23 protein-coding genes are annotated in these 25151 nt (G+C 71.3%); 6 read left to right on the top strand and 17 right to left on the bottom strand.

What is annotated here, in order from left to right:
• Positions 1–28 precede the first annotated feature (28 nt).
• Genes EJ357_RS29575 through EJ357_RS29545 form a run of 7 tightly spaced genes read right to left on the bottom strand, consistent with a single transcriptional unit; the run spans position 29 to position 5933 of the window.
• The gene (locus EJ357_RS29575) at positions 29–976 is read right to left on the bottom strand and encodes a type II secretion system F family protein (protein ID WP_126394633.1); all 948 of its coding nucleotides are present in this window, start codon (positions 974–976) and stop codon (positions 29–31) included.
• A 10-nt stretch (positions 977–986) separates the two neighbouring features.
• A complete protein-coding gene (locus EJ357_RS29570; RefSeq protein ID WP_126394631.1) occupies positions 987–2324 on the bottom strand; it encodes a CpaF family protein in 1338 nt (445 codons plus the stop codon).
• A 23-nt stretch (positions 2325–2347) separates the two neighbouring features.
• Positions 2348–2713, bottom strand: coding sequence for a TadE/TadG family type IV pilus assembly protein (locus tag EJ357_RS29565; protein ID WP_126394629.1), 366 nt, complete (start codon positions 2711–2713; stop codon positions 2348–2350).
• Between the two features lies 1 nt (position 2714).
• Positions 2715–3035 carry a pilus assembly protein gene (locus EJ357_RS29560; RefSeq protein WP_267132864.1) on the bottom strand — a complete coding sequence of 107 codons (321 nt, stop codon included), beginning with the start codon at positions 3033–3035 and terminating at the stop codon, positions 2715–2717.
• Positions 3036–3088: 53 nt separating this feature from the next.
• Positions 3089–4351, bottom strand: coding sequence for an AAA family ATPase (locus tag EJ357_RS29555; RefSeq protein ID WP_126394625.1), 1263 nt, complete (start codon positions 4349–4351; stop codon positions 3089–3091).
• A 9-nt stretch (positions 4352–4360) separates the two neighbouring features.
• Positions 4361–5068, bottom strand: a complete 708-nt coding sequence (cpaB, locus tag EJ357_RS29550) for a Flp pilus assembly protein CpaB (RefSeq protein WP_126394623.1) — start codon at positions 5066–5068, stop codon at positions 4361–4363.
• A 55-nt stretch (positions 5069–5123) separates the two neighbouring features.
• The gene (locus EJ357_RS29545; RefSeq protein ID WP_126400221.1) at positions 5124–5933 is read right to left on the bottom strand and encodes a hypothetical protein; all 810 of its coding nucleotides are present in this window, start codon (positions 5931–5933) and stop codon (positions 5124–5126) included.
• 243 nt (positions 5934–6176) lie between these two features.
• On the opposite strand from EJ357_RS29545, the gene EJ357_RS29540 reads away from it, so the two are divergent.
• Positions 6177–7856 (top strand): chitinase, encoded by a 1680-nt coding sequence (locus EJ357_RS29540; RefSeq protein WP_228472646.1) that lies wholly within the window; start codon positions 6177–6179, stop codon positions 7854–7856.
• 12 nt (positions 7857–7868) lie between these two features.
• Here the strand turns inward: EJ357_RS29540 and EJ357_RS29535 are convergent, their stop codons facing one another.
• Positions 7869–8285: a hypothetical protein gene (locus tag EJ357_RS29535; RefSeq protein ID WP_126394618.1), complete on the bottom strand. Its 417-nt coding sequence runs from the start codon at positions 8283–8285 to the stop codon at positions 7869–7871.
• 125 nt (positions 8286–8410) lie between these two features.
• On the opposite strand from EJ357_RS29535, the gene EJ357_RS29530 reads away from it, so the two are divergent.
• Together EJ357_RS29530 and EJ357_RS29525 are read left to right on the top strand one after the other, a co-directional pair.
• Positions 8411–8926 carry a SigE family RNA polymerase sigma factor gene (locus EJ357_RS29530; protein ID WP_126394616.1) on the top strand — a complete coding sequence of 172 codons (516 nt, stop codon included), beginning with the start codon at positions 8411–8413 and terminating at the stop codon, positions 8924–8926.
• A gap of 48 nt (positions 8927–8974) precedes the next feature.
• Positions 8975–10225, top strand: a complete 1251-nt coding sequence (locus EJ357_RS29525) for a hypothetical protein (protein WP_175647566.1) — start codon at positions 8975–8977, stop codon at positions 10223–10225.
• Between the two features lie 4 nt (positions 10226–10229).
• Here the strand turns inward: EJ357_RS29525 and EJ357_RS29520 are convergent, their stop codons facing one another.
• The 4 genes from EJ357_RS29520 to EJ357_RS29505 form a co-directional block, all read right to left on the bottom strand.
• On the bottom strand, positions 10230–11549 hold the full coding sequence (locus EJ357_RS29520) for an Nramp family divalent metal transporter (protein WP_126394614.1): 1320 nt from the start codon (positions 11547–11549) through the stop codon (positions 10230–10232).
• A 95-nt stretch (positions 11550–11644) separates the two neighbouring features.
• Positions 11645–12082 (bottom strand): ATP-binding protein, encoded by a 438-nt coding sequence (locus EJ357_RS29515; RefSeq protein WP_228472645.1) that lies wholly within the window; start codon positions 12080–12082, stop codon positions 11645–11647.
• Positions 12083–12173: 91 nt separating this feature from the next.
• A complete protein-coding gene (locus EJ357_RS29510; protein ID WP_126394612.1) occupies positions 12174–13088 on the bottom strand; it encodes an MEDS domain-containing protein in 915 nt (304 codons plus the stop codon).
• A gap of 92 nt (positions 13089–13180) precedes the next feature.
• The gene (locus EJ357_RS29505; RefSeq protein ID WP_126394610.1) at positions 13181–15751 is read right to left on the bottom strand and encodes an ATP-binding protein; all 2571 of its coding nucleotides are present in this window, start codon (positions 15749–15751) and stop codon (positions 13181–13183) included.
• A gap of 405 nt (positions 15752–16156) precedes the next feature.
• On the opposite strand from EJ357_RS29505, the gene EJ357_RS29500 reads away from it, so the two are divergent.
• The gene (locus EJ357_RS29500; protein ID WP_126394608.1) at positions 16157–17509 is read left to right on the top strand and encodes a M14 family metallopeptidase; all 1353 of its coding nucleotides are present in this window, start codon (positions 16157–16159) and stop codon (positions 17507–17509) included.
• Positions 17510–17517: 8 nt separating this feature from the next.
• On the opposite strand, the gene EJ357_RS29495 is transcribed toward EJ357_RS29500, so the two are convergent.
• The 5 genes from EJ357_RS29495 to EJ357_RS29475 form a co-directional block, all read right to left on the bottom strand.
• Complete coding sequence (locus EJ357_RS29495; RefSeq protein WP_126394606.1) at positions 17518–18153, bottom strand: hypothetical protein; 636 nt, start codon at positions 18151–18153, stop codon at positions 17518–17520.
• 75 nt (positions 18154–18228) lie between these two features.
• Positions 18229–19713 carry a GntP family permease gene (locus EJ357_RS29490; protein ID WP_126394604.1) on the bottom strand — a complete coding sequence of 495 codons (1485 nt, stop codon included), beginning with the start codon at positions 19711–19713 and terminating at the stop codon, positions 18229–18231.
• 113 nt (positions 19714–19826) lie between these two features.
• A complete protein-coding gene (locus EJ357_RS29485) occupies positions 19827–20237 on the bottom strand; it encodes a RidA family protein (RefSeq protein ID WP_126394602.1) in 411 nt (136 codons plus the stop codon).
• A gap of 22 nt (positions 20238–20259) precedes the next feature.
• A complete protein-coding gene (locus EJ357_RS29480) occupies positions 20260–21021 on the bottom strand; it encodes an IclR family transcriptional regulator (RefSeq protein ID WP_126394600.1) in 762 nt (253 codons plus the stop codon).
• Positions 21018–22070: a sugar kinase gene (locus tag EJ357_RS29475; protein WP_126394599.1), complete on the bottom strand. Its 1053-nt coding sequence runs from the start codon at positions 22068–22070 to the stop codon at positions 21018–21020. The genes EJ357_RS29480 and EJ357_RS29475 overlap by 4 nt, the downstream gene beginning before the upstream one ends.
• 138 nt (positions 22071–22208) lie before the next feature.
• Here EJ357_RS29475 and EJ357_RS29470 point away from each other — a divergent pair, with 138 nt between their 5' ends.
• Both EJ357_RS29470 and EJ357_RS29465 read left to right on the top strand, forming a co-directional pair.
• Positions 22209–23480 carry an amino acid deaminase gene (locus EJ357_RS29470; RefSeq protein ID WP_126394597.1) on the top strand — a complete coding sequence of 424 codons (1272 nt, stop codon included), beginning with the start codon at positions 22209–22211 and terminating at the stop codon, positions 23478–23480.
• 11 nt (positions 23481–23491) lie between these two features.
• Entirely contained in the window at positions 23492–25117 is a 1626-nt protein-coding gene (locus tag EJ357_RS29465; RefSeq protein ID WP_126394596.1) for an N-acyl-D-amino-acid deacylase family protein, read from the top strand.
• The last annotated feature ends 34 nt before the right edge of the window (positions 25118–25151 follow it).

Here is a 25151-nt window from a genome sequence, read left to right as displayed (position 1 = left end):
TCGTCCTCCCTTCCCGCGCCTCGGCGCCTCAGACGTCGATCCGCGACAGGCGGCGGATCAGGATGAAGCCGACCGCGTACAGCCCGAACGCGATCAGCACCGCCGCCTGGCCGACCGGGGAACCCGTCATGCGGTCCAGCGCGCCGTCCTTCACCCCGTTCATCAGGAACAGCGACCCCACGCCCAGCACCGGGACCGCGTACGACGTCATGCTCACCTGGGAGAGCTGGGTGCGGACCTCGCGCCGGGTCTCCTTGCGCTCCTCCAGCGTCTCGGTGAGGTTGCGCAGCGCGCTCACCACCTGGCCGCCCGCCCGGTTGGACAGCACCAGCGTGGTCACCAGGACGACCAGTTCGCGGGACGGGAGGCGCTCGGCGAGCTCGCCCAGGGCGTCGTCCATCGAGGCGCCGAGGGCCAGCTGGTTGGAGACCTTGGCGAGTTCCTCGCCCGCCGGGGCCTCCAGTTCCTCCGCGGCGAGGCCGATGGCGGTGCGCATGGCCAGGCCCGCGTGGGCGGCGTTGGCCAGGATGCGGGCCAGTTCGGGGAGTTGGTTGATGAACTTCTCGATGCGCTTCTGGCGCTGCCAGTTGAGGAACTGGACCGCGGCCCAGATACCCAGCAGGCCCGCGATCGGGCCGAAGAAGGGCGCGAGGGTCGCCTGGCCGATCAGCCACAGGCCGGCCACCGTCACCAGCATATAGACGAAGAACTCGCCCGGGGTGACGTCCAGGCCCGTCGCCGCCAGCCGCAGTTCGAGCTGCTTGCCCGGTTTCGTACGGCGCAGTCGGCGGTCCAGGTCGGCGAAGCGGCGTCGGCGGCCCCCGCCCCCGGTGATCTGGCCGGTGGCCGTCAGGCGGTCGACCAGGGCCTGGCGCCGGGCCCGGCCGGCGGCGTACGCCTGGACGCCCACCACGGCCAGCGCGCAGGCCAGCAGGGCTATGCCGGTGGTGAGCGTGATGCGGGTCTGGAGGTCCATGGGGTGGGTCCTACCTGGCTTCTCGGGTGGCGAGCTCGAGCGGGGACTGGGCGACGCCGAAGGCCTGGGGGATCGGCTGGCTCGCCAAGTAGAGGCGGTCCGCGGTGCGGCGCGGGAGGGGGAAGTACTGGAAGGCGCCGTGGACGCGGCCGTCCGGCGTCATGGGCTGGGCATGGAAGCGGGCAACCGTGGCCAGGCGGTACGGCTCCGCCCCGTGGCTGTCCAGGATCGCGATCTCGGTGATCCGGCGGGCGCCGTCCGGGAAGCGGGTCAGCTGGATGATCACGTCCACCGCGCTGTTGATCTGGTCGTGCAGCGCCTCGAAGGGGACCGCCACGTCGGACATGGACGCGAGGGTCTTCAGCCGCATCAGGGCGTCCTCGGCGCTGTTGGCGTGCACGGTGGCGAGGGAGCCGTCGTGGCCGGTCGACATCGCCTGGAGCATGTCCAGGGACTCCCCGCCGCGGACCTCACCGACGACGATCCGGTCGGGGCGCATGCGCAGCGAGTTGCGGACCAGGTCGCGGATGGTGACCTGGCCCTTGCCCTCGACGTTCGGCGGGCGGGACTCCAGGCGGATCACATGGGCCTGCTGGAGCTGGAGTTCGGCCGAGTCCTCGATGGTGATGATGCGCTCGTGCTCGGGGATCAGGCCCGAGAGCGCGTTGAGCAGGGTCGTCTTCCCGGTGCCCGTCGCGCCCGAGACGATGATGTTGGACTTCGCCTGCACCAGTCCGGCCAGCAGATACACCATGGGCTCGTCGAGCGAGCCGAGGCCGGTCATCTCGTGCAGGGTGAAGGAGCGGGGGAAGCGGCGGATCGTCAGGGTCGCGCCGGTCAGCGCCAGGGGCGGGATGATGACGTTCACGCGCTCGCCGGACGGCAGCCGGGCGTCCACCATCGGGTTCGACTCGTCCACCCGCCGGTTCACCGTCGAGACGATGCGCTCGATGGTCTGCATCAGCTGGTCGTGGGAGGGGAAACGGAGCGGCAACTGCTCTACGCGGCCCGCCCGTTCGACGAAGATCGCGTCCGGGCCGTTCACCATGATCTCGGTGATCGACGCGTCCTCCAGCAGCGGTTCCAGGATGCCCAGGCCGAGAGCCTCGTCGACGACCCTGCGGATCAGCTGCGAGCGCTCGACCGTCGACAGCACCGGCCCCTCACGGCTGATGATGTGCCCGAGCACCCGCTCCAGCCGGGCCCGGCGCTCGGCCGCGGCCAGCGAGCTCATCTCCGCGAGGTCGATCTCCTCCAGGAGCTTGGCCCGGTAGGAGGAGACCAGGTGGCCGTCCTCGCCCCGGCTGCCGTTCTCCTCGGGGGTGTTGATGCGTGACCTCAGGCTCATGGGGATCCTCGTTCAGTCCTCGTTCAGTGGTCGAGCGGCATGGTCGCGGTCTTCTGGGCGTCGCCGAAGTTCCAGCCGGGGACGATCGACGGGATCTCGACGGTGGCGGTGACGGTGACCTCGTCGTCGCCCTCTGCGGGGACACAGCTGACCGACAGCCAGTCGCTGATCGCGTTCACACAGCCGTCCTGCGCGCTCCCCTCCAGCGAGGCGGCCCGCGCCCCCGCCCTGGCCGCCGTACCGGCCTGCTGGGCGGTGTAGGCGATGAGCCCGACCTGCACGCCGGCCATGGCGACGAGGATCAGGATCGGGATGAACCCGAGGTACTCGATGGCGACCTGACCGCGGTCACGGACTTTCGCGTCCCGGACTTTCGAGCCGTACGACATCTCAGTCCTTCTCCTCCTGCACGGCCCCCGCGTGGCCCTCGACGGTGAACGGGAAGCCGATCGCGCCGGGGAAGAGGACAGGCACTTCCAGGGACACATCGGCCGTGACATAGCCGCCGTTCACACCGCACTCCACGCTGGCGCCGCCCTCCCACGCGCCGGGCAGATGCTGAAGCCCGGCCTCCTCGCAGGCCGCCTGCCCTTCGGACGCGGTCGCGGCCCGCGCCGCCTCGTCCGCAGCATTCCCCGCCAGCGAGAACGTGTACCCCACCAGCACGAACTGCCACAGCAGCACCAGCGTGATGATGATCAGCGGCATCATCCCGAGGAACTCGACGGTGACCTGTCCCTTGTCCCCCCGCCCAGGCCGCCCCCTCACCGCCCCAGCTCCTTGCGCCGCCGGAACGTCAGCGCCGCCCGGTCCCCGCCCCGCGCCTTGCCGTTGCGCCGCTGAAGCGCCCCCTCCGTGCCCTTGACCAGCCCCAGCTCCCCGGCGAGCGCCCACAGGGCCTGCCGGACGGCTCCCTTGCCGTCCAGCTCGTGCACGCGGCCGGCGTCGATCGCCCCCTGGAGTTCCTTGTAGTTGGCGGGGATCGCGGTGGCGGCGATTCCGGTGCCGGTGATCTTCTGGATCAGGGACGGCTGGATCTCCGCACCGCGCGAGTGGCGGTTGACGACGATCGTGGTCTCCTCCGCCTTGCGGATCTGCAGCCGGTCCCACATCCGTACGGTGCGTTTGGCGCCGCGGACGGCGACCACGTCCGGCGTGGTGACCAGGAGCGCCGTGTCGGCCATCTCCACGGCCGCCGCGCTCGCGCCGGTCAGTTGCCCGCCGCAATCGATGACGACGACCTCGTAGCGGGAGCGCAGCGCGCTGACGATGTGGCGGGCGGCGCGGTCGGTGACCTCCTCGCCGCGCTCGCCGTCGCCCGGGGCGAGCAACAGGGCGACCCCGGTGTCGTGCCGGAACACCGCGTCCGCGAGCACGCGCGGCGAGATGTCGTTGATGGCGGCGAGGTCGACGACCGAGCGGCGGAACTGGATGTCCAGGAAGGCGGCGACGTCCCCGGTCTGCAGGTCCATGTCGAGCAGCGCGGTGCTGCGGCCCGACGCCTGGGCGGCGAGGGCCAGTTGGATGGCCGTGAGCGTGGCGCCGACCCCGCCCTTGGCGCCGCTCACCGTCACCACGGTGCCGCCGACGCCGCTGAACACGTCAGCGCCCGCGCCCAGATGCCGCCGTACGCCCGCCGACCACTGGGCCACCGCGTGGACGCGGCTGGCCAGCTCCTCGTAGTGCAGCGGCAGGGCCACCAGGCCCCGCGCCCCGTAGTCCATGGCGGCCTGGAAGAGGCCGGGTCCGGCGTCGGACGTCACGAGGATGACGCCGACCGCGGGGAAGCGCAGGGCGACCTCGCGGATGAGCTCCAGGGCCGGGACGGGGCCGATGCGTTCGTGGACGACGACGACCTCGGGCAGCTCGTCGACGGACTCGGCGGCGAGGCGCGCGAGGGTGTCGACGAGCTGGGTCGAGTCGGTCACCGGGGCCACCGGCTCGGCGTCCGGCAGCTGGCTGAGCAGCGTCGTGAGGGACCGGACCGCGTCCGCGTCGCCGACCGCCGGAAGGATCCTCGTGGGCATAGGGGCCTCTCACTTGTCCTTGGCGAGTTCGTACGTCCGCTGCGTCGCGGAGACGTCGGAGTCGCTGCCGGGTGCGACCAGGGCGAGCCGGACCTCGTCGGCGAACGACTCGGCGTAGGTGATGCGCTGGGCGTCGACGGGGTTCAGGGCGAAGGTGATCGGGACGGCCTCGGTGGTCCGGCGGCTGCGGTCGTCGTCGTCCGGTTCCAGCGACGTCAGCTCGCCCACGTCAATGACCCTGGCGTTCTCGACGATGAGCTTGGACTGGTCGGGGTCGCCGTCGCGCTGCCCCTCGAAGGTGGCGTAGACGTTGACCTTGGAGCCCGGGGTGATCTTGCCGGCGACGCCGGTCGCGGCGTCGATCATGATGGCGATCTCCTGCTCGCCCGTCTGCAGGGCGGGCTGGTCGACGATCATGTCGCTCTGGAGCAGGGAGCCCTGGCGCAGGGTCGTGACGGCGATCTTGCCCTGGATCTCACGCAGGTTCGTGACCGCGTTCCTCGACAGCCACCGCTCGGGCATCTCGATCTTCTCGAACTGGGCCGCGCTGAGCGGGGTGTAGGGGGCCACGTCCCGCTTGAGCTGGTATGCGGTGACCTCGGGACCGACCTTGGACTTCACGTCGCTGATGACGGAGAGGACGCCGGCGAAGGCGCCGAGGGCGCAGACCACCGACAGGAGCAGGAGTATCACGCCGCGGCGCTGACGGGAGTTCATGAACCGTACAACCTCATTGGGGGAATCGGTCGGGGTCGGATGGGCCAGGGTCCGGTCAGCCTGCGCGGGCCGGTTGCTCGTGGGCGGGCGGGATGGCGGAGCAGAAGACGCAGCGGTCGCCGATGACGTCGATGCCGCACCAGTGACAGGAGTTCTGCCGTACGGAGGTGACCAGTTGGTAAAGCACCGACAGGTCGGGCAGATGGGCGCAGAACTCGACCAGCTTGGACGTCCCCCACCAGGCCGCCGACTCGGCGGGCAGCGCCGCCTCCCGCAGGCCCCTCACCCGCCAGGACGGGGCCAGGGTGGTGGTGACCCAGTCGGACGGGAGCTGCCCCTTGGCGACCAGCAGCGACGTGCCGAACTCCGGGCCGGGGAGGGTGACCGAGGGGCCCATCCTCACCAGGTGCGGGGTGGGGTGGGCGAGGACGCCGAACTGGCTGCCGGGCACCCAGGACTTGGCGTGCGACTTGAGATCGACGGGGATGCGGTCCAGCTTGGCGACGGAGCCGAGCAGTGCCCCGGCGTGGAGGTAGTGGGTGAGCAGCCGGCCGGCGGAGGCGAGGACGCCGGGGCTGAGGTCGCAGGAGGCCAGCTGCCGCAACTGGCGGGCGAGGACGGCGATGGCGAGCGGGGGCAGTTCGGGTCGGAACAGGGCGATCCGGTCGCTCTCCAGGAGGGACCGTACGGTGCGCAGCCGCTGCACGACCGCGTGCGGGGCGGCCTGCGAGCAGACGACGATCACATGGCCGTGCTGATCGATCAGGGTCTGCATGTCCGCAAGCGACAGGTCCAGCGACTCCTGGCCGAGGTCCCCGAGCACGACGGCGGGCACGGTTCGCTCGTCCTGCGCCGGCAGCGCCATGTCGGCGCTGGTCACGGCAATGGCAGTTGGCACGCGCAGCTCCCCGGTGACTTCATTGCGTGACTACCTCAGCACTGTATCCACGGCTCTGTGGCCGGAGAACAGCTTCTCTCCAGCAGAGAAGCAACTTGTCTCACACAAGTCGCGCCAAAACGGGGCAGGTTACGCACACGAACTCTCCACTACCGGAATCTCTTGACACGCGAATTGGTCTGGACCAAGTTGTTCACCATGCCTCTTGTCATGTCCATACGCAGCAGATTCCGGGCGGGCGCGGTCACCGCGGCCCTCGCCCTCGCCTTCCTCCCCGCGGGCCAGGCGTCCGCGGCGGACGTCAACAACGCCAAGAACGCCGGCTTCGAGTCCGGCCTGAGCAACTGGACCTGCTCCGCCGGCAGCGGGACGACCGTCACCTCCCCGGTGCACGGCGGCACGACCGCGCTCAAGGCGACCCCGGCCGGGCAGGACAACGCCCGGTGCGCCCAGACGGTGGCGGTGAAGCCCAACTCGACGTACACGCTGAGCGCCTGGGTGCAGGGCGGCTACACCTACCTGGGCGTGACAGGCACGGGCACCACCGACGTCTCGACCTGGACGCCGGACTCCGCGGCCTGGAAGCAGCTGTCGACCACCTTCACCACCGGCGCCGCCACGACCTCCGTCACGGTGTACACGCACGGCTGGTACGGGCAGGCGGCCTACTACGCGGACGACGTGTCGGTGTACGGCCCCGACGGCGGCGGGGGCACCGACCCCTCCCCCACGATCCCCGGGGCTCCGGCCGGCCTGGCCGTCTCGGGCACGACCTCCTCCTCCGTCTCCCTGGCCTGGAACACGGTCTCGGGCGCGACCGGCTACAACGTCTACCGCGACGGCACGAAGGTGACCGCGGTGACCGGCACCTCGGCGACCGTCACCGGGCTCACCGCCTCGACGTCGTACTCCTTCCAGGTCACGGCGACCAACGCGGCCGGTGAGTCGCCGAAGTCGGCGGCGGTGACGGGGACCACGAACACGCCGACCGGCCCCGGCCCCGCCCTCCCGAAGCACGCGGTGACCGGCTACTGGCAGAACTTCAACAACGGAGCGACGGTCCAGAAGCTCGCCGACGTCCAGTCGCAGTACGACATCATCGCCGTCGCCTTCGCGGACGCGACGTCGACGCCGGGCGCGGTGACCTTCAACCTGGACTCGGCCGGGCTGGGCGGCTACACGGTCGACCAGTTCAAGGCCGACGTCAGGGCGAAGCAGGCCGCGGGCAAGAAGGTCATCGTCTCGGTGGGCGGCGAGCGCGGCACCGTGGCGGTGAACGACGCGGCGTCGGCAACGAACTTCGCGAACTCCGTCCACTCACTGATGCAGACGTACGGCTTCGACGGCGTCGACATCGACCTGGAGAACGGCCTCAACGCCACCTACATGACGCAGGCCCTGCGCTCGCTGTCGTCCAAGGCGGGCTCGTCGCTGATCATCACGATGGCGCCGCAGACCATCGACATGCAGTCGACGTCGAACTCCTACTTCCAGACGGCCCTGAACATCAAGGACATCCTCACGGTCGTCAACATGCAGTACTACAACAGCGGCTCGATGCTGGGCTGCGACGGCAAGGTCTACAGCCAGGGCTCGGTGGACTTCCTGACCGCCCTGGCCTGCATCCAGCTGGAGGGCGGCCTCGCCCCGTCCCAGGTGGGTCTCGGCCTGCCGGCCTCGCCGAGCGGCGCGGGCAGTGGGTACGTCTCGCCCACCGTCGTGAACAACGCCCTGGACTGTCTGGCCAAGGGCACGAACTGCGGCTCGTTCAAGCCGTCCAGGACCTATCCCGACCTGCGGGGCGCGATGACCTGGTCGACCAACTGGGACGCCGCGGCCGGCAACGCGTGGTCGAACGCGGTGGGGCCGCATGTGCACGGGCTGCCGTAGGAGCCGTTGACCTCACCCCGCCGGACGGTAGTGGCCGAGCACCCAGGCGAGCTGCGGGAACCACTCCTGCAGTTTCGTCCGGGGCTTGGCCTCCACCACGCACTCGAAGAACCGGCCGTCCATGTGGACCACGGCGACCATCAGGGCCTTGCCGTCGGGGCTCGCCTTGTAGTGGACGCTGCGGATCTCGGGCCAGGGGAACTCCATCGTGAAGTCACCCAGCTCGAAGACCACACCGGACACGTCGACGACGACCGCGTTGCGTTTGTCGACGGCCAGGAACTCGGGGCCGGCCGGCGCCGGCTGGGGCGGGAGCGGGGCGTACGGCGGCTGCGCGGGCGCGTAGGAGGGCTGCCCGGGCTGGCCGGGGGCGTACTGCGGCGGGGGCGGGCCGAAGCCCGGGGCGGGTGGGGGTGGCTGCTCGGTCATCGGGTCCTGTGTCCTCGTATTCGCCGAGAACTTCTCGGCGCTGCGGTGAAACATTCTCCCTGCCTCACCGCATCAGTGAAGTGAGGACCTCGCCGACAGCCGGCACACAGCAGCAGGGGGAACGCATGAGACAGGGCCGCGCGGACGAGTACGCCGAGTTCGCGGCGGCCAGGGCCGGCCATCTGTACCGGTCGGCCTGTCTGCTGACCGCCGGGGACACCCACCTCGCCGAGGACCTCGTCCAGGAGACCCTCGGCCGGATCTACGTCCGCTGGGGACGCGTGTCCCGGGTGGACAACCCCGCCGGGTACGCGCAGACCGTCCTCACCCGCGCCTTCCTCGCCCACCAGCGCCGGCGCAGCAGCACCGAGCGGGCCACGGACGCGATTCCCGACCGCGCGGCGTCCCACGGCGGCCCGGGCGACCTGCCGCTGCGGCTGACCCTGCTCCAGGCGCTCTCCGGCCTGCCCGCCAAGGACCGGGCCGTGATCGTCCTGCGGTACTGGGAGGACCGGTCCGTCGAGGAGACCGCCGACGCGCTGAACGCCAGTTCCGCGGCGGTGCGGACGCGGTGCACCCGGGCGCTCGGGCGGCTGCGCGAGCTGCTGGGCGAGGACCTCGGCGAGTACGCGGCTTCCTGACCCCGGCCCCCTCTCCTACGACCTATCCCGAGAAACGGTGGTTTTGCCATGCCTGTGGAACACGACGAGGAGCACTTCGAGGGGCGGCTCGGCCACGCGCTGCACGACGCCGGTGACCGCTTTGACGCCGACCGGGCCGCGCTCGTCGCCGGCGGACTGGCGCGGGGGCGTCGGCAGCGGCTGAGGCGGCGGGCCGCCGTGGTGGGCGGCGCGGCCGGGATCGCGCTCGTGGGGGTGGGCGGGGCGCTGCTGGTGCCCTGGGGCGGAGCGCCCACCCCGCGGCCGGCCGACTCCAGCGTGGCCGAGCAGCCCTCCCGCACACCGTCCGCGGTTCCCCTGACGGGCCGCGAACTCATCGCGACACTCGAAGAGCTGCTCCCCGAAGGGAAGGTCAGCGAGCAGCAGGCACGGGGCACCGAGGGCTCGATGCCGTCGCCGTACGTCCACGTCGTCTACGACGACGGCAAGGGCCCCGGGGCCGTCGACGTCAGCCTGAACCGGGTCGAGCCGGGCAGCGAGCAGGCCCGCCAGGCGGTCGACTGCCCGGACAAGACGCTGACGCCGCATGACAGTTGCGTCTCCAGCCGGATGCCGGACGGCTCCCTGCTCATGCTGTTCCAGGGCTACGAGTATCCCGACCGGCGCGTCGACACCAAGAGGTGGACGGCCGACCTGGTCACCCCGAGCGGGCAGCACGTCTCCGTCAGCGAGTGGAACGCCGCAGCCGAGAAGGGAGCGCCCATCAGCAGGAGCGAACCCCCCTTGTCCACGGCTCAGCTGAAGGAGCTGGTGACGGCCCAGGTGTGGCGCAAGTATGTCGAGTTCATTCCCCAGGAGACCGGGAAGCCGACGGCGACGGCCGCGCCGGACCCCGTCGAGGAGGCGTCCTACGGCAAGGTCCTGGACACGCTCGTGCCGCTCCTGCCCAAGGGCGCCGAGGTGGTCGAGAGGGGCGAGGACTACTCGTACGCCGTGATCGACGACGGCAAGGGCAGGAGCCTCGTCGAGATCGACGTCCAGCACGGCATGGGCGACGTCGCAGACGAGCTGTTCGGGGACGGCTCCGAGACCCTGGCGGACGGCACCAAGGTCACGGACCGCCAGGACGCGGGCGACAAGGACGTCCCGGGCTGCGTGCGGTGGACCGTCGACACCCTGCGCACCGACGGCTTCCGCGTCGTGGTCAGCGCCTACAACGCGCCAGGCCCGCATGCCGCCCCGTCCCGTGCGAAGCCCGCCCTGACCGTGCGGCAGCTCCGGGAGATCGCCCTCAGCCCGCAGTGGAACAAGTTCCGCTAGGCCGCTAGAAGAACTCCGACCAGGGCTGGTCCCAGACCTGCTTCACGCACAGCACCAGGAACAGCAGGCCCGCGATCACGAGCATCGCGTTGCTGACCGGGCCGTTGCGCCACTCCCTCGGCGTGCGCGAGGAGTTGAGGAGCCGGAGCAGGGTTCCGGCGAGGAAGGGGAGGAAGGCCGCGCCCAGGACGCCGTAGATGATGATCAGGCGGAAGGGCTCGCCCTGGAAGAGCAGGACGATGGGCGGGAAGGTCAGCCACAGCAGGTACGCGCGGAATGCCCAGGAGCGTTCGCGCGTGCCGGAGGCGACCTCCTCGCCCTTCTGCTCGCCCTGACCCCGGAAGCGGGCGACGAAGTCGGCGAACATCAGGCTCACCCCGTGCCAGACGCCGATCAGGGAGGTGTACGAGGTGGCGAAGAAGCCGATCAGGAAGAACTTGGCCGTCGCGGCCCCGTACTCCGCCTCCAGGATGTCGCTCAGCTGCAGCAGCCCCTTGTCGCCGCTCGCGATGGCCACGTTCGCCGAGTGCAGCAGCTCCGCACCGACGAAGAGCATCGCGATCACGAAGATGCCGGTGGTGGCGTAGGCGACGCGGTTGTCGAGCCGCATGACCTTCATCCAGCCGGTGTTCGTCCAGCCCTTGGCGTTGACCCAGTAGCCGTACGCGGCAAGGGTGATGGTGCCGCCGACGCCGCCGATCAGGCCAAGGGTGTTGAGGATGGAGTCCTTCTCGTCGGGCAGGACGGGCAGCAGACCGGCGAAGGCGTCGGGGAGGTTGGGCGTGACGCGGATCGCCAGGTAGACGGTCACCACGAACATGACGCCCACGAGGACCGTCATGACCTTCTCGAACACGGCGTACTTGTTGAACCAGACGAAGACCAGCCCGACCAGACCGCACGCGATGGCCCACCACTGAAGGTCCATCACGTCCGGGAACAGCGCCTGCAGCGGCAGCGCGCTCGACGACATCGCGGCCGCGCCGTAGACGAAGCCCCAGATCACGGCGTAGACGCCGAAGAAGTACGTGGTCCAGCGGCCGAGGCTCGCCCAGCCGTCGAAGAGGGTGCGCCCGGTCGACAGATGCCAGCGCCCCGCCGCCTCGGCGAGGGAGATCTTCACCAGACAGCCGACGACCGCCGCCCAGAGCAGCGTGTAGCCGAAGTTGCTGCCCGCGATGAGGGTGGCGACCAGATCGCCGGCCCCGACACCGGTCGCGGCGACGACGATGCCGGGGCCGATGTAACGCCAACTGGACTTACGGGGACGGGAGTTCGCCTCGCCCACCGGTGATGCCGCTGTGTTTCCCGTGGTGTCCGCCATGAGCGTCAAGAAAGCGCAAAGGCGCCGAGCGGACAAGAGGGCGTGCGCGATCTCCACCCGATGTGCTCACGGGGGTTTGGCGGGCGTCGGGGCGGTCAGCGGCAGCAGTCGTCGGACCCGCACGTGCCGAGCTCGAACCACACCGTCTTGCCCGTCCCGTCCTGCTGGCAGCCCCAGCGCCGGGCGAGCGCGTCCACCAGGAACATTCCGCGACCGCTCTCGGAGGAGCCCGCCTCCAGCACGGTGGGGACGCGCCGGCCCGCGTCCCGGACCTCGCAGCGCAGGATCCCGTGCGCGGCGAACAGGGTGAGCCGGAAGCGGCTCGCCGAGTGCAGCAGGGCGTTGGTGGCCAGTTCGCTCACCAGCAGCTCGGCCACGTCCGCCACGTCGTCCAGGTCCGCGAGCCCCCATCCCTCCAACTGCCGGCGGACCTCCGCACGGGCCTCACGGACCGCGGAGGGACGGGGGTCGTACTCGAGGCTCAGATGGCCGGCCCTCATGGGCGGTTGGGGATACCCGGAGAGGTGCAGCATGGGTCCACAGTGGCGTGTACGGGGGTATGGGCGCACGGGGAGGAATACCCGATTCCATACCTGCACCGCCGCATACCCGCACCGGCCCGAGCTACCCGTACTGCAGCCGTACGCTCGCCCCTTCCCCCTCGTCACGCACATCGACGTACGCGCACACCTGCCGTGCGAACCACAGCCCCTGCCCGGGTTCCAGTTCCGCGCTCGGCGGCGGGATGAAGCCCGCGAGGGGGTCGTCGACCCGGTGCGCGGCGCGCAGTTCGGCGACGCACGCCGGGGGCTGGGACCACAGCAGGGCCCCGTCGAGCGGGCCGACGGCGTCGGCGGCCTCGGTGACGGCCGTGGCGAACAGCTCCGCGTCCGCGACGGGCAGTCCGCGCGCGGCCGCCCAGTCGCGTACGGCGTCGCCGGTGGGCATCGGGCCGGGGAGCCGCTCGGCGTCGGCGGGAGCCGGTGGCAGCGGTACGGCGTCGAGTTCCGCGGCGAGGCGGACCGGGTCCTCGTACACGCCGGTGTCGGGGTGGGCTCGGCGGGCCGCGGCGACGATGGCGGTGCCCGCGACGCGGGCGTCGTAGGCGCACAGGACCGTTGTCGCGAGCGGGGCGAAGAGGAGGTTGGCGAGGGCCTCGTAGCGGATCCACTCGGCCGTCTCACGCGGCGAGCGGCCCGCTCGGCCGCCCCAGAGGGGCTCCATGAGGAGATGGATACGGCCGCCTGGGCCGGCGTTCGCGGCGAGGTAACCGGCGCCCTGGGCGATCGCGTTGGCGGCGGAGCCGGTGTACCACTCGGTGTGCGGGACGAGTCCGACCTCCTTCGCGTCGCCACCGAGGGCGTCGCGCAGGAGGTCCAGGCGGGCGGGGGCGGCGATGGCCACGGGCGGGGGTTCGCCGGGGGCGGAGAGGCCTTCGGCGAGGAAGGGGAGGACGGCGGCGAGGAACTCGTCGTCGGTGGCGAAGACCGCCATTCGGTGGTCGAAGGGGGAATGAGCCGGTGCGGTTCGGGGGGTCATGGGGTGGGACCTCCTTGGGAGCCGGGTGTCGGGTGTGCCGGTCGTGGTGTGTCAGTCGTGGTGTGCCGGTCGTGGTGGGCCGGTCGTGGGGCTCAGCGCTGGGCCGCCACCCAGGCCGCGATCTGGCTGCGGTTGCTGAAGCCGAGCTTGCCGAGGATGCGTTCGACGTGGCCCTCGGCGGTGCGGCGGGCGATGACCAGGCGGTCGGCGATCTGCTGGTTGGCGAGGCCCTGGGCGACGAGTTCGGCGACCTCGGCCTCGCGGCGGGTGAGGTGGAGGCCGGTCGTGAGGTGCGGGGATCCGGGTCTGCCGTTGGTGCGGGGGGCGCCTGTCGGGTCGGCCGTGTCCGCCGTGCCCCCCGCGCTCGTCACGTTCGGGGTGGTCTTGGGCCGTCGGTCGTCGGTGACCGCGTAGGCGACGGTCTCCGTGAGGCCGAGTCGGGTGCCGTGTTCGTAGGCCCGTTGGAAGGCGGGGCCGTTCAGGGCCTCGCGGGTCCGGCTCTCGCTGTCGCTGCGGGTCGCGTTGAGGGCCGCCGATCCCCAGCGGTCGCGGTCGATGCCGCACCAGGTGCGGTCGGCGGCGCCGAGCAGGACGGCGGCGCGTTCGTGGGCGCGCGTCTCCGTGGCGACGTGGGCCAGGAGGTCGAGGGTGAGGGCGATGCCGAGGACGTCGTGGACGGCGAGTTTGAGGCGCAGGGCCTGGCGGGCGTGGTGTTCGGCCCGGCGCCAGTCGCGCTGCACGGTGTGGGCGAGGGCGAGCATCCGCAGCACGTACGAGTGCACCCACTCCTCCCCGTGCCCTTCGCACATCCGCCGGGCCCGCTCGCAGACCTCGACCGCGCGGTCGGCCTCGCCCAGGAAGCCCAGGGCGCAGGCGAGTTCGACCTGGTCGAGGCCGTACAGGCTGAGGTGCTGGCCGGGGACGGGGCCGCGGGCGACGCTGGTCTCGAAGTGCTCGAGCGCGGTCGGGAGGTCGCCCAGGAACAGGGTGATGACGCCGATGGCGTACGCGGCGTGGGCGGCCTCGGCCTCGTCGTCCAGGTCGCGGGCGAGGGCGTGGGCGTCGCGGGCGAGGGCGAGGCCGGCGGTGAGGTCGTGGGTGGCGGCGGCGAGGAGGCCCGCGATCCACAGGCCGCGGGCGCGTTCCGGGGTCGGCTCCGGGTTGGCGGCGAGGGCGCGGTCGAGCCAGTGGCGGCCCTCACGAGGGGCGCCGCAGGCGTGCCAGTAGAACCAGAGGGTGCCGGCGAGGCGCAGTCCGGGGAGGCGTTCGCCGGGGGTGGTGAGGCTGAAGTCGAGGGCGGTACGGAGGTTGTCCTGGTCGGCGCGGAGCCGGGCGACGATCGCGCGCTGGCCCGGGCCGAACCAGGCGCTCTCGCAGGCGGCGGCGCGGTGCAGCATCCAGTCGCGCTGGCGGCGGCGGGCGGCGGGTTCCTCGCCGGGGAGTCGGCGCAGGCGGTCCAGGCCGTAGTGGCGGAGGGTGTCGAGGAGGCGGTAGCGGGTGCCGTCGGGGCCGGACTCGCGGGACAGGACGGACTTGTCGACGAGGCCGGCGATGGCGTCGAGGATGTCGTGGGGGTGGAGGACTTCGTGGGGGTGGAGGCGGGTGGTGGTGGCCGCCGGGAGTTCGTCGCCCCCGCCGCCCCTACCCGTCCCGTCCTCCAGGGGCTCCGCCCCTTCGGCCCCTGCCTCGCCCTCCCACCGCCCGACCCGGTCGGCCAAGAGGCCGGACTCGGAGGCGCCGGGGGCGGGCGGACGGGTAGCCCCGCCCGCACACACCGCCTCCGCCGTCTCCAGGTCGAAGCTCCCCGCCAGCACCGACAGCCGCGCCCACACCAACCGCTCCCGCCCGGTGCACAGTTCGTGGCTCCAGTCGACCGCCGCCCGCAGGGTCTGGTGGCGGGGCAGGGCGGCGGGGCTGCCGCCGGTGAGGAGGCGGTAGCGGTCGTCGAGGCGGTCGAGGAGTTGATCGACGTCGAGGACGCGCATGCGTACGGCGGCGAGTTCGATGGCGAGGGGGAGGCCGTCGAGGCGGCGGCAGAGGCGGGCGACGGCCGTCCGGTTCGCGGCGGTCAGGCGGAAGCCGGGGACCACCGCGGCGGCCCGGTCGGCGAAGAGGGCGAGGGCCGGGTAGCCCTCGGGGGCGGAGAGGTCAGCGTCGGGGTCGGGTACCGGCAGGGGCCGTACGTCCAGGAGGTGTTCCTCGGTGAGGCCCAGCCGGTGGCGGCTGGTGGCGAGGATCCGTACGCCGGTCGTGCCGTGCAGCAGGGCCGCGGCGAGTTCGGCGCAGGCCGGCAGCAGGTGTTCGCAGTTGTCGATCAGCAAAAGCAGCCGGCGGTCCCGTACCCGCTCCACCAGCGCCTGCAGCGGGGGCCGCGCGGAGTGGTCGTGCAGGTCGAGGGCGTCGGCGGCGGCGAGCGGGACGAGCTGCGGGTCGTCGAGGCCGGAGAGGTGCACGCACCGCACGCCGTCCGGGAAGGTGCGCCGTACGGCGGCCGCGATGCGTGCGGCGAGGCGGGTCTTGCCGACTCCGCCGGGCCCGGTCAGCGTGACCAGCCGGTTCCGGGCCAGCAGCTCGCGGCCCGCGGCGAGTTCGCCTCGCCGGTCGACGAAGCTGGTCGTCTCGACCGGCAGCCGGTGATCCCGTCGTGGCGCTGATCCGCCCATGATCAGCCGTTCCTCTGGGGTGTCGTCCGCATCCGCATCCGAAGGTGTCGCCGTCCGGGGGGGGTCGTCCGAAGGAGCCGGGAGTGGAGGAGCCGGGGGAGTCGGAGGGTGCGGCGTTCCCCACCACTCCCGCCGCTCCCACCGCTCCCCCCTTGCGCGGTTCCTCACCCTTCCCCGCCCTCGCGCCGGCCCGCACGTCCGGATCACACCCGCGGGTGGACTTCGTCCGGGACCACTCCGTACGGAGGGCGCGCGCGTACACTGCGCGGCTGATTTTCGAGGGGTTCTCGCCATCGATCAGCGAGTCACTCTTGACCTGCACATGCCACCGGCCCACGATGAGCGCCACACCCGCACCACGTACGTCGCACTGAACCCCACCCCCCACTCCCACAAGGAGAATTCATGCGACTCCGCATCCGCGGCTCAGGCGCCCGTAGCGGCAGACGGACCGCCACGCTCGCCGCACTCCTCGCCCTCGCCCTCGCGGCGCCCCTCTCCGCGACCGTGACCGCGAACGCCGACAGCGACGCCAAGGCGGCCGCTTCGGCCGATGACGTCCGGCAGTACGAGGTCCACATGCACTCGACCGCCAAGGACCGCACGGCACTTCAGCGCACGGGCGTGACCGTGGACGAGACCCACGGCCACGGCGTGGTCGTCTCCGGCCGCGCGGACCAGATCAAGAAGCTGAAGTCGCTCGGCTACGACGTCATCCCGCTCGGCGCGGTCCCGGACCGGTCCGCCAGTGAGGACGACGTCCGCCTCTACGACTTCCCGTCGGGCGACTCGCGCTATCACAACTACGCGGAGATGACGAGCGAGATCAACTCGCTCGTCTCGGCCAACTCCTCGATCGCGAGCCAGCGTGTGATCGGCACGTCGTACCAGGGCCGGAACATCGTCGCGATCAAGATCAGCGACAACGTGGGGACCGACGAGTCGGAGCCGGAGGTCCTCTTCACCCACCACCAGCACGCCCGTGAGCACCTCACCGTCGAGATGGCGCTCTATCTGCTGCGCGAGCTGACCTCCGACTACGGCACCGACTCCCGGGTCACCAGCATGGTGAACAACCGCGAGATCTGGATCGTGCCGGACCTCAACCCGGACGGCGGCGAGTACGACATCGCCACCGGTTCGTACCGGTCGTGGCGCAAGAACCGGCAGCCCAACTCCGGTTCGTCGTACGTCGGGACGGACATGAACCGGAACTGGAACTACCGGTGGGGCTGCTGTGGTGGTTCGTCCGGGTCGCCGTCCTCCGACACATACCGGGGCACGTCCGCCGAGTCGGCGCCGGAGGTCAAGGTCGTCGCCAACTTCGTGCGCAGCCGGGTCGTCGGCGGGGTTCAGCAGATCAAGGCCGGGGTCGACTTCCACACGTACAGCGAGCTGGTGCTGTGGCCGTTCGGGTACACGTACTCCGACACGACGACCGGGATGACCGCGGACGACCGGAACGCGTTCGCGACGGTCGGGCAGAAGATGGCCGCCAGCAACGGCTATACGGCGGAGCAGTCCAGTGACCTGTACATCACCGACGGGTCGATCGACGACTGGCTGTGGGGCAGTCAGAAGATCTTCGGGTACACCTTCGAGATGTACCCGTCGTCCAGCTCCGGGGGTGGGTTCTACCCGCCCGACGAGGTGATCGAGCGGGAGACGTCCCGGAACAGGGATGCGGTGCTGCAGTTGCTGGAGAACGCGGACTGTATGTACCGGTCCATCGGGAAGGAAGCCCAGTACTGCAGCTAGCCGGCTGACTACTTGGCGCTCGCGTCCTCGGCGTCGGCTTCCACCGCGTCGGCCTCCTCGGCATCCGCGTCTTCGAAGTAGGCGTCGAGGACCGCGTCCAGTTGCTCGTCCCACTCCTTGAAGCGGCTCCTGGCCGCCGCCTCGATCTCGATCGGGTACCAGCGGCGGTCAGGGGTGTGCACCGTGACGGTGAACCGCTTCCCGAAGCGCGGGGCCTCGGTCTCGACGGCGCCGATCTCGTCCCAGCGGAACTCGCACTCCTGGTCGTCCAGGGCGAGCCGTACGCCCTTGTGGTCGGCGACGATTCGGGCCCGGCGGTCGGCGGCCTCGAAGACGGGCCCGTCGACGGGGGCCTCCTCTTCGGCCTCGTCCGCTTCGTCCGCCTCCTCGTCGTCCTCCGCCGCGGGCTCGCCGTCGGCTTCGAGGTCCGTCTCGTCGGCGTCGGTGTCCGCGGACTCCGGCCGCTCGGATTCCGTCTCCTCGGAAGGGGCTTCCTCGGCGGTGGCCTCGTCGGCCACGTCCTCCTCCTTGCCCTGCGCACCCCCCGACTTGGCGGACGCGGGCGAGGTGAGCCCGGGGATGAAGGCCGGGTCGAACCCGGCGCCTTCCAGGGGCTGGCTGCCTGAACCTATGCGCTGCTCCACAGCGGAGCAGTATGGTCGACGACCCTGTGTCCCGCGCAACCAGCCCCCGCATCGTTACACGATGATTCAGATCATTCAGACGAACAGGCTCAACACCGCCGCGACCACGAACCCGGCCACCGACAGCACACTCTCCAGCACCGTCCACGTCTTCAACGTGTCCCGCTCACTGATACCGAAGTACTTCGCCACGATCCAGAAGCCCCCGTCGTTGACGTGCGAGGCGAAGATGGAGCCGGCCGAGATGGCCATGATGACCAGGGCGATGAAGGCCTGGGAGTGGTCGCCCTCGGTGAGGAGGGGGGCGACGATACCGGCCGTGGTGACGATGGCGACCGTGGCCGAACCCTGGGCGACCCGGAGGACCACCGAGATCAGGTACGCCAGGACGATCACCGGGAGGCCGACGTCGTTGAAGGTGTCGGAGAGGGCCTGGGCGACGCCGCTGCCCTTGAGGACGGCGCCGAAGACCCCGCCCGCGCCGACGACGAGGAGGATGTTGCCGACCGGCTTGAGGGACGACGTCGACACCGTCTCCAGGGACTTGCGGGACCAGCCCCGGCGGATGCCCAGCAGGTAGTAGGCCAGGAGCAGGGCGATCGTCAGGGCCACGAACGGGTTGCCGAAGAACTCGATCACCGAGCGGGTGGTGGAGGGGTCCAGGGCGATCGAGGAGAACGTCGCGGCCAGGATCAGCGCCAACGGCGTGCCGATGATCGCGAGAACCGTGCCGAGCGGAACCGGCGTCTCCTGGGGCTCGACCCCGGCGGCCCGCTGCTCGTCGACCACAGCCTGCTTCGCCTCGTCCGCCGCCTCGACCATGTCCTGCGGTACGGGGACGAAGATGCGCTTGCCGATCCAGGCCGAGAACACCCACGCGGCCAGCACCGCGGGGATGCCGCAGACGATGCCCATGAGGATGACCCAGCCGAGGTCGACGTGCAGGAGGCCGGCGGCCGCCACCGGGCCCGGGTGCGGGGGCAGGAAGGCGTGCGTCATCGACAGGCCCGCGAGCAGCGGCAGACAGTAGAGGAGGATGGACCTCCCCGAGCGCTTGGCCGCCGCGTACACGATCGGCGCGAGGACGAAGATGCCGACGTCGAAGAAGACCGGGATACCGAAGATCAGGCCGGTCAGGCCCATGGCGAGGGGGGCTCTCTTCTCACCGAAGAGGTTCAGGAGGCGGGAGGCCAACACCTCCGCGCCGCCGCTCACTTCGAGGATCGCGCCGAGCATCGTGCCCAGGCCGATGATGACCGCGACATGGCCGAGGATGCCGCCCATGCCGGACTCGATGGTCGACACGGCGTCGCTTCGCTGGACGGTGCCGAAGAGTTCGGTGACCGACAGGCCGGCCATCAGGCCGACGGCTATGGAGACCGCGAGGAGGGCCACGAAGGGCTGCAGGCGGACCTTGATGATCAGGAAGAGCAGGAGGGCGATACCGAGGGCGGCGACGGTCAGGAGGCCGGCCGTTCCGTCGATCAGGAGGAGCAGGCCGCCGGTGTGGGGTGGGGTCTCGGCGGGGGCGGATGCGGCGAGCGGGAGGGACGGGGACATTCGGGGGTCCTCTGGGTAAGTACATCTTGCTTTCGGGCAGGGGGGATCACGGCATGGCGTCCCAGGGGTTACGGACACCATGCCGTTTACGGCGTGCGGGAGTTGAGGAGGCGTCAGCCGAGTACGGCCAGTGCGTCGATCTCGATGAGCAGCCCCGCCGGCAGACCGACGTACACGGTCGTGCGCGCGGCGGGCGGCCGGGTCAGCCCCTGCTCCTCGAAGTAGGTGTTGTAGATCTCGTTCATCTCGGCGAAGTGGGCGACGTCCGTCAGATAGACGCGGATCATCATCGCGTCGTCCCAGGAGGCGCCGCCCTCCTCCAGGATCGCCTTGACGTTGGCGAGGGTCTGGAGGGTCTGCTCGCGCAGGGTGGGGCCGGCGGGCGTCGGGGGCTGCCCCTCGACCGCGGGAAGGAATCCGACCTGGCCGGCGACCTGGAGGATGTTCCCCTTCTTCACGCCGTGCGAGAACTTCGCGGGCGGGGTGGTGTGGGTCTTCGGGGTGAGTGCGATCTTCTCGGTCATACGGATTCCTTGCCGTCCTCGGTCATACGGGGTTCTTCGCCGGGTTCCTGCCGGAGTACTCGCCGCTGATGTCGTCCGCGGTACGGCGCACCAGCGGGAGCAGGGTGAGGAGTTCGTCGGCGGTGACGACGACGTTCGGCGCGGAGACCGACATCGCGGCGACGACCCGGCCGTCGGCACCGCGGATCGGCGCGGCGACGCAGTTGATGGACTCCTCGTGACCACCGAGGTCGGTGGCCCAGCCCTGTTCGCGCACCTTGGCCAGTTCCCTGAGGAAGGCATCCGGATTCGGCGTCGAACGGGCCGTGTACATGGGGTAGTCGAGCTTCTCGGCGAGGGCCCGGCGCTCCTGCTCGGACAGGTCGGCGAGCAGCAGCTTCGCCACGGCCGCGACCGTGATGGCGACCGGCTTGCCGATCCGCGAGTACATCCGCACCGGGTAGCGGCTCTCGACCTTGTCGATGTAGAGCACCTCGTCCTCCTCGTACACGGCGAGGTGCACGGTGTGACCGCAGTGCTCGTTCAGCCGTACGAGGTGGGGGTGGGCGATCTCGCGGATGTCGAGGTTCTCCATCGCCTCCTGGGCGAGGGCGATGAGGCGGGCGCCGAGGCGGTAGCGCTGGTCGGACTGGCGGTAGACGAGGCCGTGCTCGTGCAGGGTGCGCAGCAGGCGCAGGGCGGTGGACTTGTGGACCCCCAGCCGGTCGGCGACCTGGCCGAGGTCGGCGGGGCCCTCGGCGAGCAGCGGCAGGATGCTCAGCGCGCGGTCGACGGTCTGGCTCATGGCGTACGTACCTCCTCGTCGGCCCGCTCAGCGGCTTGCGTCCAGCCGGGGCCGAGTCGAAGTTTCTCCCACGCGGCGGTGTCCAGGGCGACCAGGCGGTCGGCGTGGTCGCGGGAAGGGGGTGCGGCGAGGTCGCCGGGGACGGTCAGGGCGGCGGCGGCCCAGAGGTGGCCGTGGCGGAGGCGGTCGCGGAAGGGCAGTGCGCGCAGGGTGGCGGAGAGGAAGCCGGCGGCGAAGGCGTCGCCCGCGCCGACCGCCGCGACCACGTCCACGTCGGGGGCCGGGACGAAGGTGGCCGGCGTCGTGGCCGGGCCGAACACGGTCGCCCCACGGCCTCCTTCCTTCACGACCAGCGCCCTCGGCTCCGGCAACAGCGCACGGATCGCCTCCGGCCCTCCGGTGACACCCCAGGCCGCCTCGGCCTCATCGGCGCCCACGAAGACCAGGTCGCAGGTGCGCGCCAGCTCCAGCAGCACCTCCGGGCCGTCGGTGTCCCGCCACAACCCGGCCCGGTGGTTGATGTCGAAGGAGACGAGCGGACCGTCCGGCCGCGGTGCGGCCAGTTCCCGCATCAGCCCCAGACAGCTGTCCGAGAGCGCCGCCGTGATCCCCGTCAGATGCAGCACCCGCCCCGAACGCACCGCCTTCAGGTCCACGTTGTCCACGGACATCGCCGACGCCGCCGACCCCGCCCGGTAGTACGCCACCTCATGCGCATCCGTGGCCCGGTCCCCCGCCGTGCGGAAGTACACGCCGGTCGGACGCGCGGCGTCCCTCCCCACGGCCGAGACATCGACGCCGTAGCCGCCGATCGCCTCCACCAGGTGATCGCCGAATCCGTCCGCCCCCACCCGGCCGACCCACCGCACCGCATGCCCCGCGGCGGCGAGCCCGCACGCCACGTTGGACTCCGCGCCCCCGATCGCCCGCTCGAACGAGGGGACGTCGGCGAGGCGCCCCGGGCACGAGGGCAGGAACGTGACCATGGACTCGCCGAGCGCGACGACGTCCACGACGTCGGGGGCATTGCAGGGTCCGCTGATGGTCACGATCGTCGTAGCTCCAGGACTTGTGCGGGTGGATCGGTGGCTCCGTTGACCCGCGGTTGGCCGAGATGTTAGACAGCCGTAAGCGATATACGCAATGAGTGTTGCAGGTATTGCAACGCACCAGATCAGGGAGGTTCCATGAGCAACGAGGCGCTCGCCCGCCTGGCCGAGGAACGCGTCGACCACCGCTTCAAGGGCCTCCCCCCGGACGCCGACGGCCTGACCGTCGCGGAGCTCGCCGCCCAGCGCCGGAACCTCTTCACCGGCGGTTTCGCCACTCCCGTCCTCGCGCTCTCCGCCGAGCGTCTGGAGCACAACCTCGACCTCATGGAGACCTACGCGGCCCGCCACGGCCTCGCCTTCGCCCCGCACGGCAAGACCTCCATGGCCCCCCAGCTGTTCCAGCGGCAGATCGAGCACGGCGCCTGGGGCATCACGCTCGCGGTGCCGCACCAGGTGCGGGTCGCGCGGGCGTACGGCACCCGGCGGATCTTCCTCGCGAACGAGCTGGTGGACGCGGCGGCCCTGCGCTGGATCGCCGGCGAGCTGGCCGCCGACCCGGACTTCCGTCTCGTCTGCTACGTCGACTCCGTGCGCGGGGTGCGGCAGATGGACGAGGCGCTGAGCGGGGCAGGGGCCACCCGTCCGCTGGACGTCGTCGTCGAACTGGCGGCCGGTGAGGGCGCCCGTACCGGGGTCCGTACGGAGGCGGAGTGCGCAGCCGTCGCGGACGCGGTGGCCGGCGTGCCGACGCTGCGGCTGGTCGGCGTCGCGGGCTACGAGGGCGAGGTCCCGCGGGCGGACTCCGAGCGGGTGCACGCGTGGCTGCGCCGACTCGTCGCCCTGGCCGCCGAGTTCGACAAGGCGGGACGATTCGCCGGGCTCGACGAGATCGTCGTCAGCGCGGGCGGCAGCGCGTGGTTCGACGCGGTGGCCGACGTCTTCGCCGAGATCCCCGGACTGTCCGTCCCCGTACTGAAGTTGCTGCGCTCGGGCGCGTACGTCTCGCACGACGACGGCCACTACCGCAAGCTGACCCCCTTCAACCGGGTCCCTGAGGAGGGCGCCCTCGAACCCGCCTTCCGCCTGTGGGCCCAGGTCGTCTCCCGCCCCTCCCCCGACCAGGCCTTCGTCAACGCGGGCAAGCGGGACGCGGCGTACGACCTCGACCTGCCGTTCGCCCAGGTCGTCCGCCGCGACGGCACCGAGCGCCCGGCCACCGGCATCTCCGTGACCGGCCTGTCCGACCAGCACGCGTGGCTGCGCACGACCGAGGAGGCGGATCTGGAGGTCGGGGACTGGCTCGGCATGGGGCTCTCCCACCCGTGCACGTCGTTCGACAAGTGGCAGCTCATCCCGGTCACGGAGGCGGACGGGACGGTCGTCGACTACATCCGCACGTTCTTCTAGGAGGTACATCCATGGAGGACCTGGTCATTCGGGACGCGGAGGTCGTGGACGGCGGAGGCGGCCCCTCCTACCGCGCCGATGTCGTCGTGGACGGCGGCAGGATCGTGTCGATCGTCCAGGAGGCGTCGGCGGCAGGCTGCCAACGCCCCAAGGCGCGCCGCGAGCTGGACGCCGAGGGCCTCGCCCTCTCCCCCGGCTTCATCGACATGCACGCCCACAGCGACCTCGCGCTGCTGCGCGACCCCGACCACAGCGCCAAGGCCGCGCAGGGCGTGACGCTGGAGGTCATCGGCCAGGACGGCCTGTCGTACGCCCCCGTCGACGACCGCACCCTCGCCGAGGTCCGCCGCGCGATCACCGGCTGGAACGGCTCCGGCGACGACATCGACCTCGACTGGCGCACGGTCGGCGAGTACCTGGACCGGCTCGACTCCGGTTTCGAGGGCCGGGGCATCGCCGTGAACGCGGCCTACCTGATCCCGCAGGGCACGGTCCGCGCGCTCGCCGTCGGCTGGGAGGACCGGGAGGCGACGCCGGACGAGCTCGACCGGATGCGGCAGTTGGTCGCGGAGGGCCTGGAGCAGGGCGCGGTCGGCCTGTCGTCCGGGCTGACGTACACGCCCGGCATGTACGCCGAGGACGCCGAACTGACGGAGCTGTGCCGGGTGGTGGCGTCGTACGGCGGCTACTACTGCCCGCACCACCGCTCCTACGGGGCCGGGGCCCTGGAGGCGTACGAGGAGATGGTGGCCCTGACCAGGGAGGCGGACTGCTCCCTCCACCTGGCCCACGCCACCATGAACTTCGGCGTGAACAAGGGCCGGGCGCCGGAACTGCTGTCACTGCTGGACAAGGCCCTCGCCGAAGGGGCCGACATCACCCTCGACACCTACCCGTACACCCCCGGCTGCACGACCCTCGTCGCCATGCTGCCGAGTTGGGCGAGCGAGGGCGGCCCCGAGGCGATCCTGGCCCGGCTCTCGGACGACGACACGGCCGAGCGCATCCGGCACCACATGGAGGTCATCGGCGCCGACGGCTGCCACGGCGTGCCCATCGAGTGGGACACGATCGAGATCTCGGGAGTGAGCCAGGCGGCGCTCGGGGACTTCGTCGGCCGGACGGTCCAGCAGTCGGCCGACGCCCGGGGCGAGGCCCCCTGGGTCACCGCTCGCCGCCTCCTCCTCGACGACCGGCTGGGCTCGACGATCCTCCAGCACGTCGGCCACGAGGAGAACGTACGGACGATCATGCGGCACCGCGTCCACACCGGCGGTTCGGACGGCATCCTGCAGGGCACGAAGCCGCATCCGCGGGCGTACGGCACGTTCCCGCACTACCTCGGCCACTACGTACGGGAGTTGGGGGTGCTGTCCCTGGAGGAGTGCGTGGCCCATCTGACCTCGCGCCCGGCGGCACGGCTGCGACTGCCGGACCGGGGGCTGGTCCGCGAGGGATACCGGGCGGACCTGGTGCTGTTCGACCCGCGGACGGTGGCGGCGGGTTCGACGTTCGAGGAACCGCGGAGGCTGCCGACGGGCATTCCGTACGTTCTCGTCGACGGCCGTTTCGTGATCGAGGACGGACGCAGGACGGACGAACTGGCGGGGCGGGCGGTCCGCAGGACACCGCGCTGAACTGCCGCGGTGTCCCGGGACCACCCGCCCCGGA

It is taken from the genome of Streptomyces cyaneochromogenes (genome assembly GCF_003963535.1).
GTDB lineage: Bacteria > Actinomycetota > Actinomycetes > Streptomycetales > Streptomycetaceae > Streptomyces > Streptomyces shaanxiensis.
The sequence above is the reverse complement of the archived record's forward strand: the minus strand, read 5'-3'. Positions and strand labels throughout refer to the sequence as shown.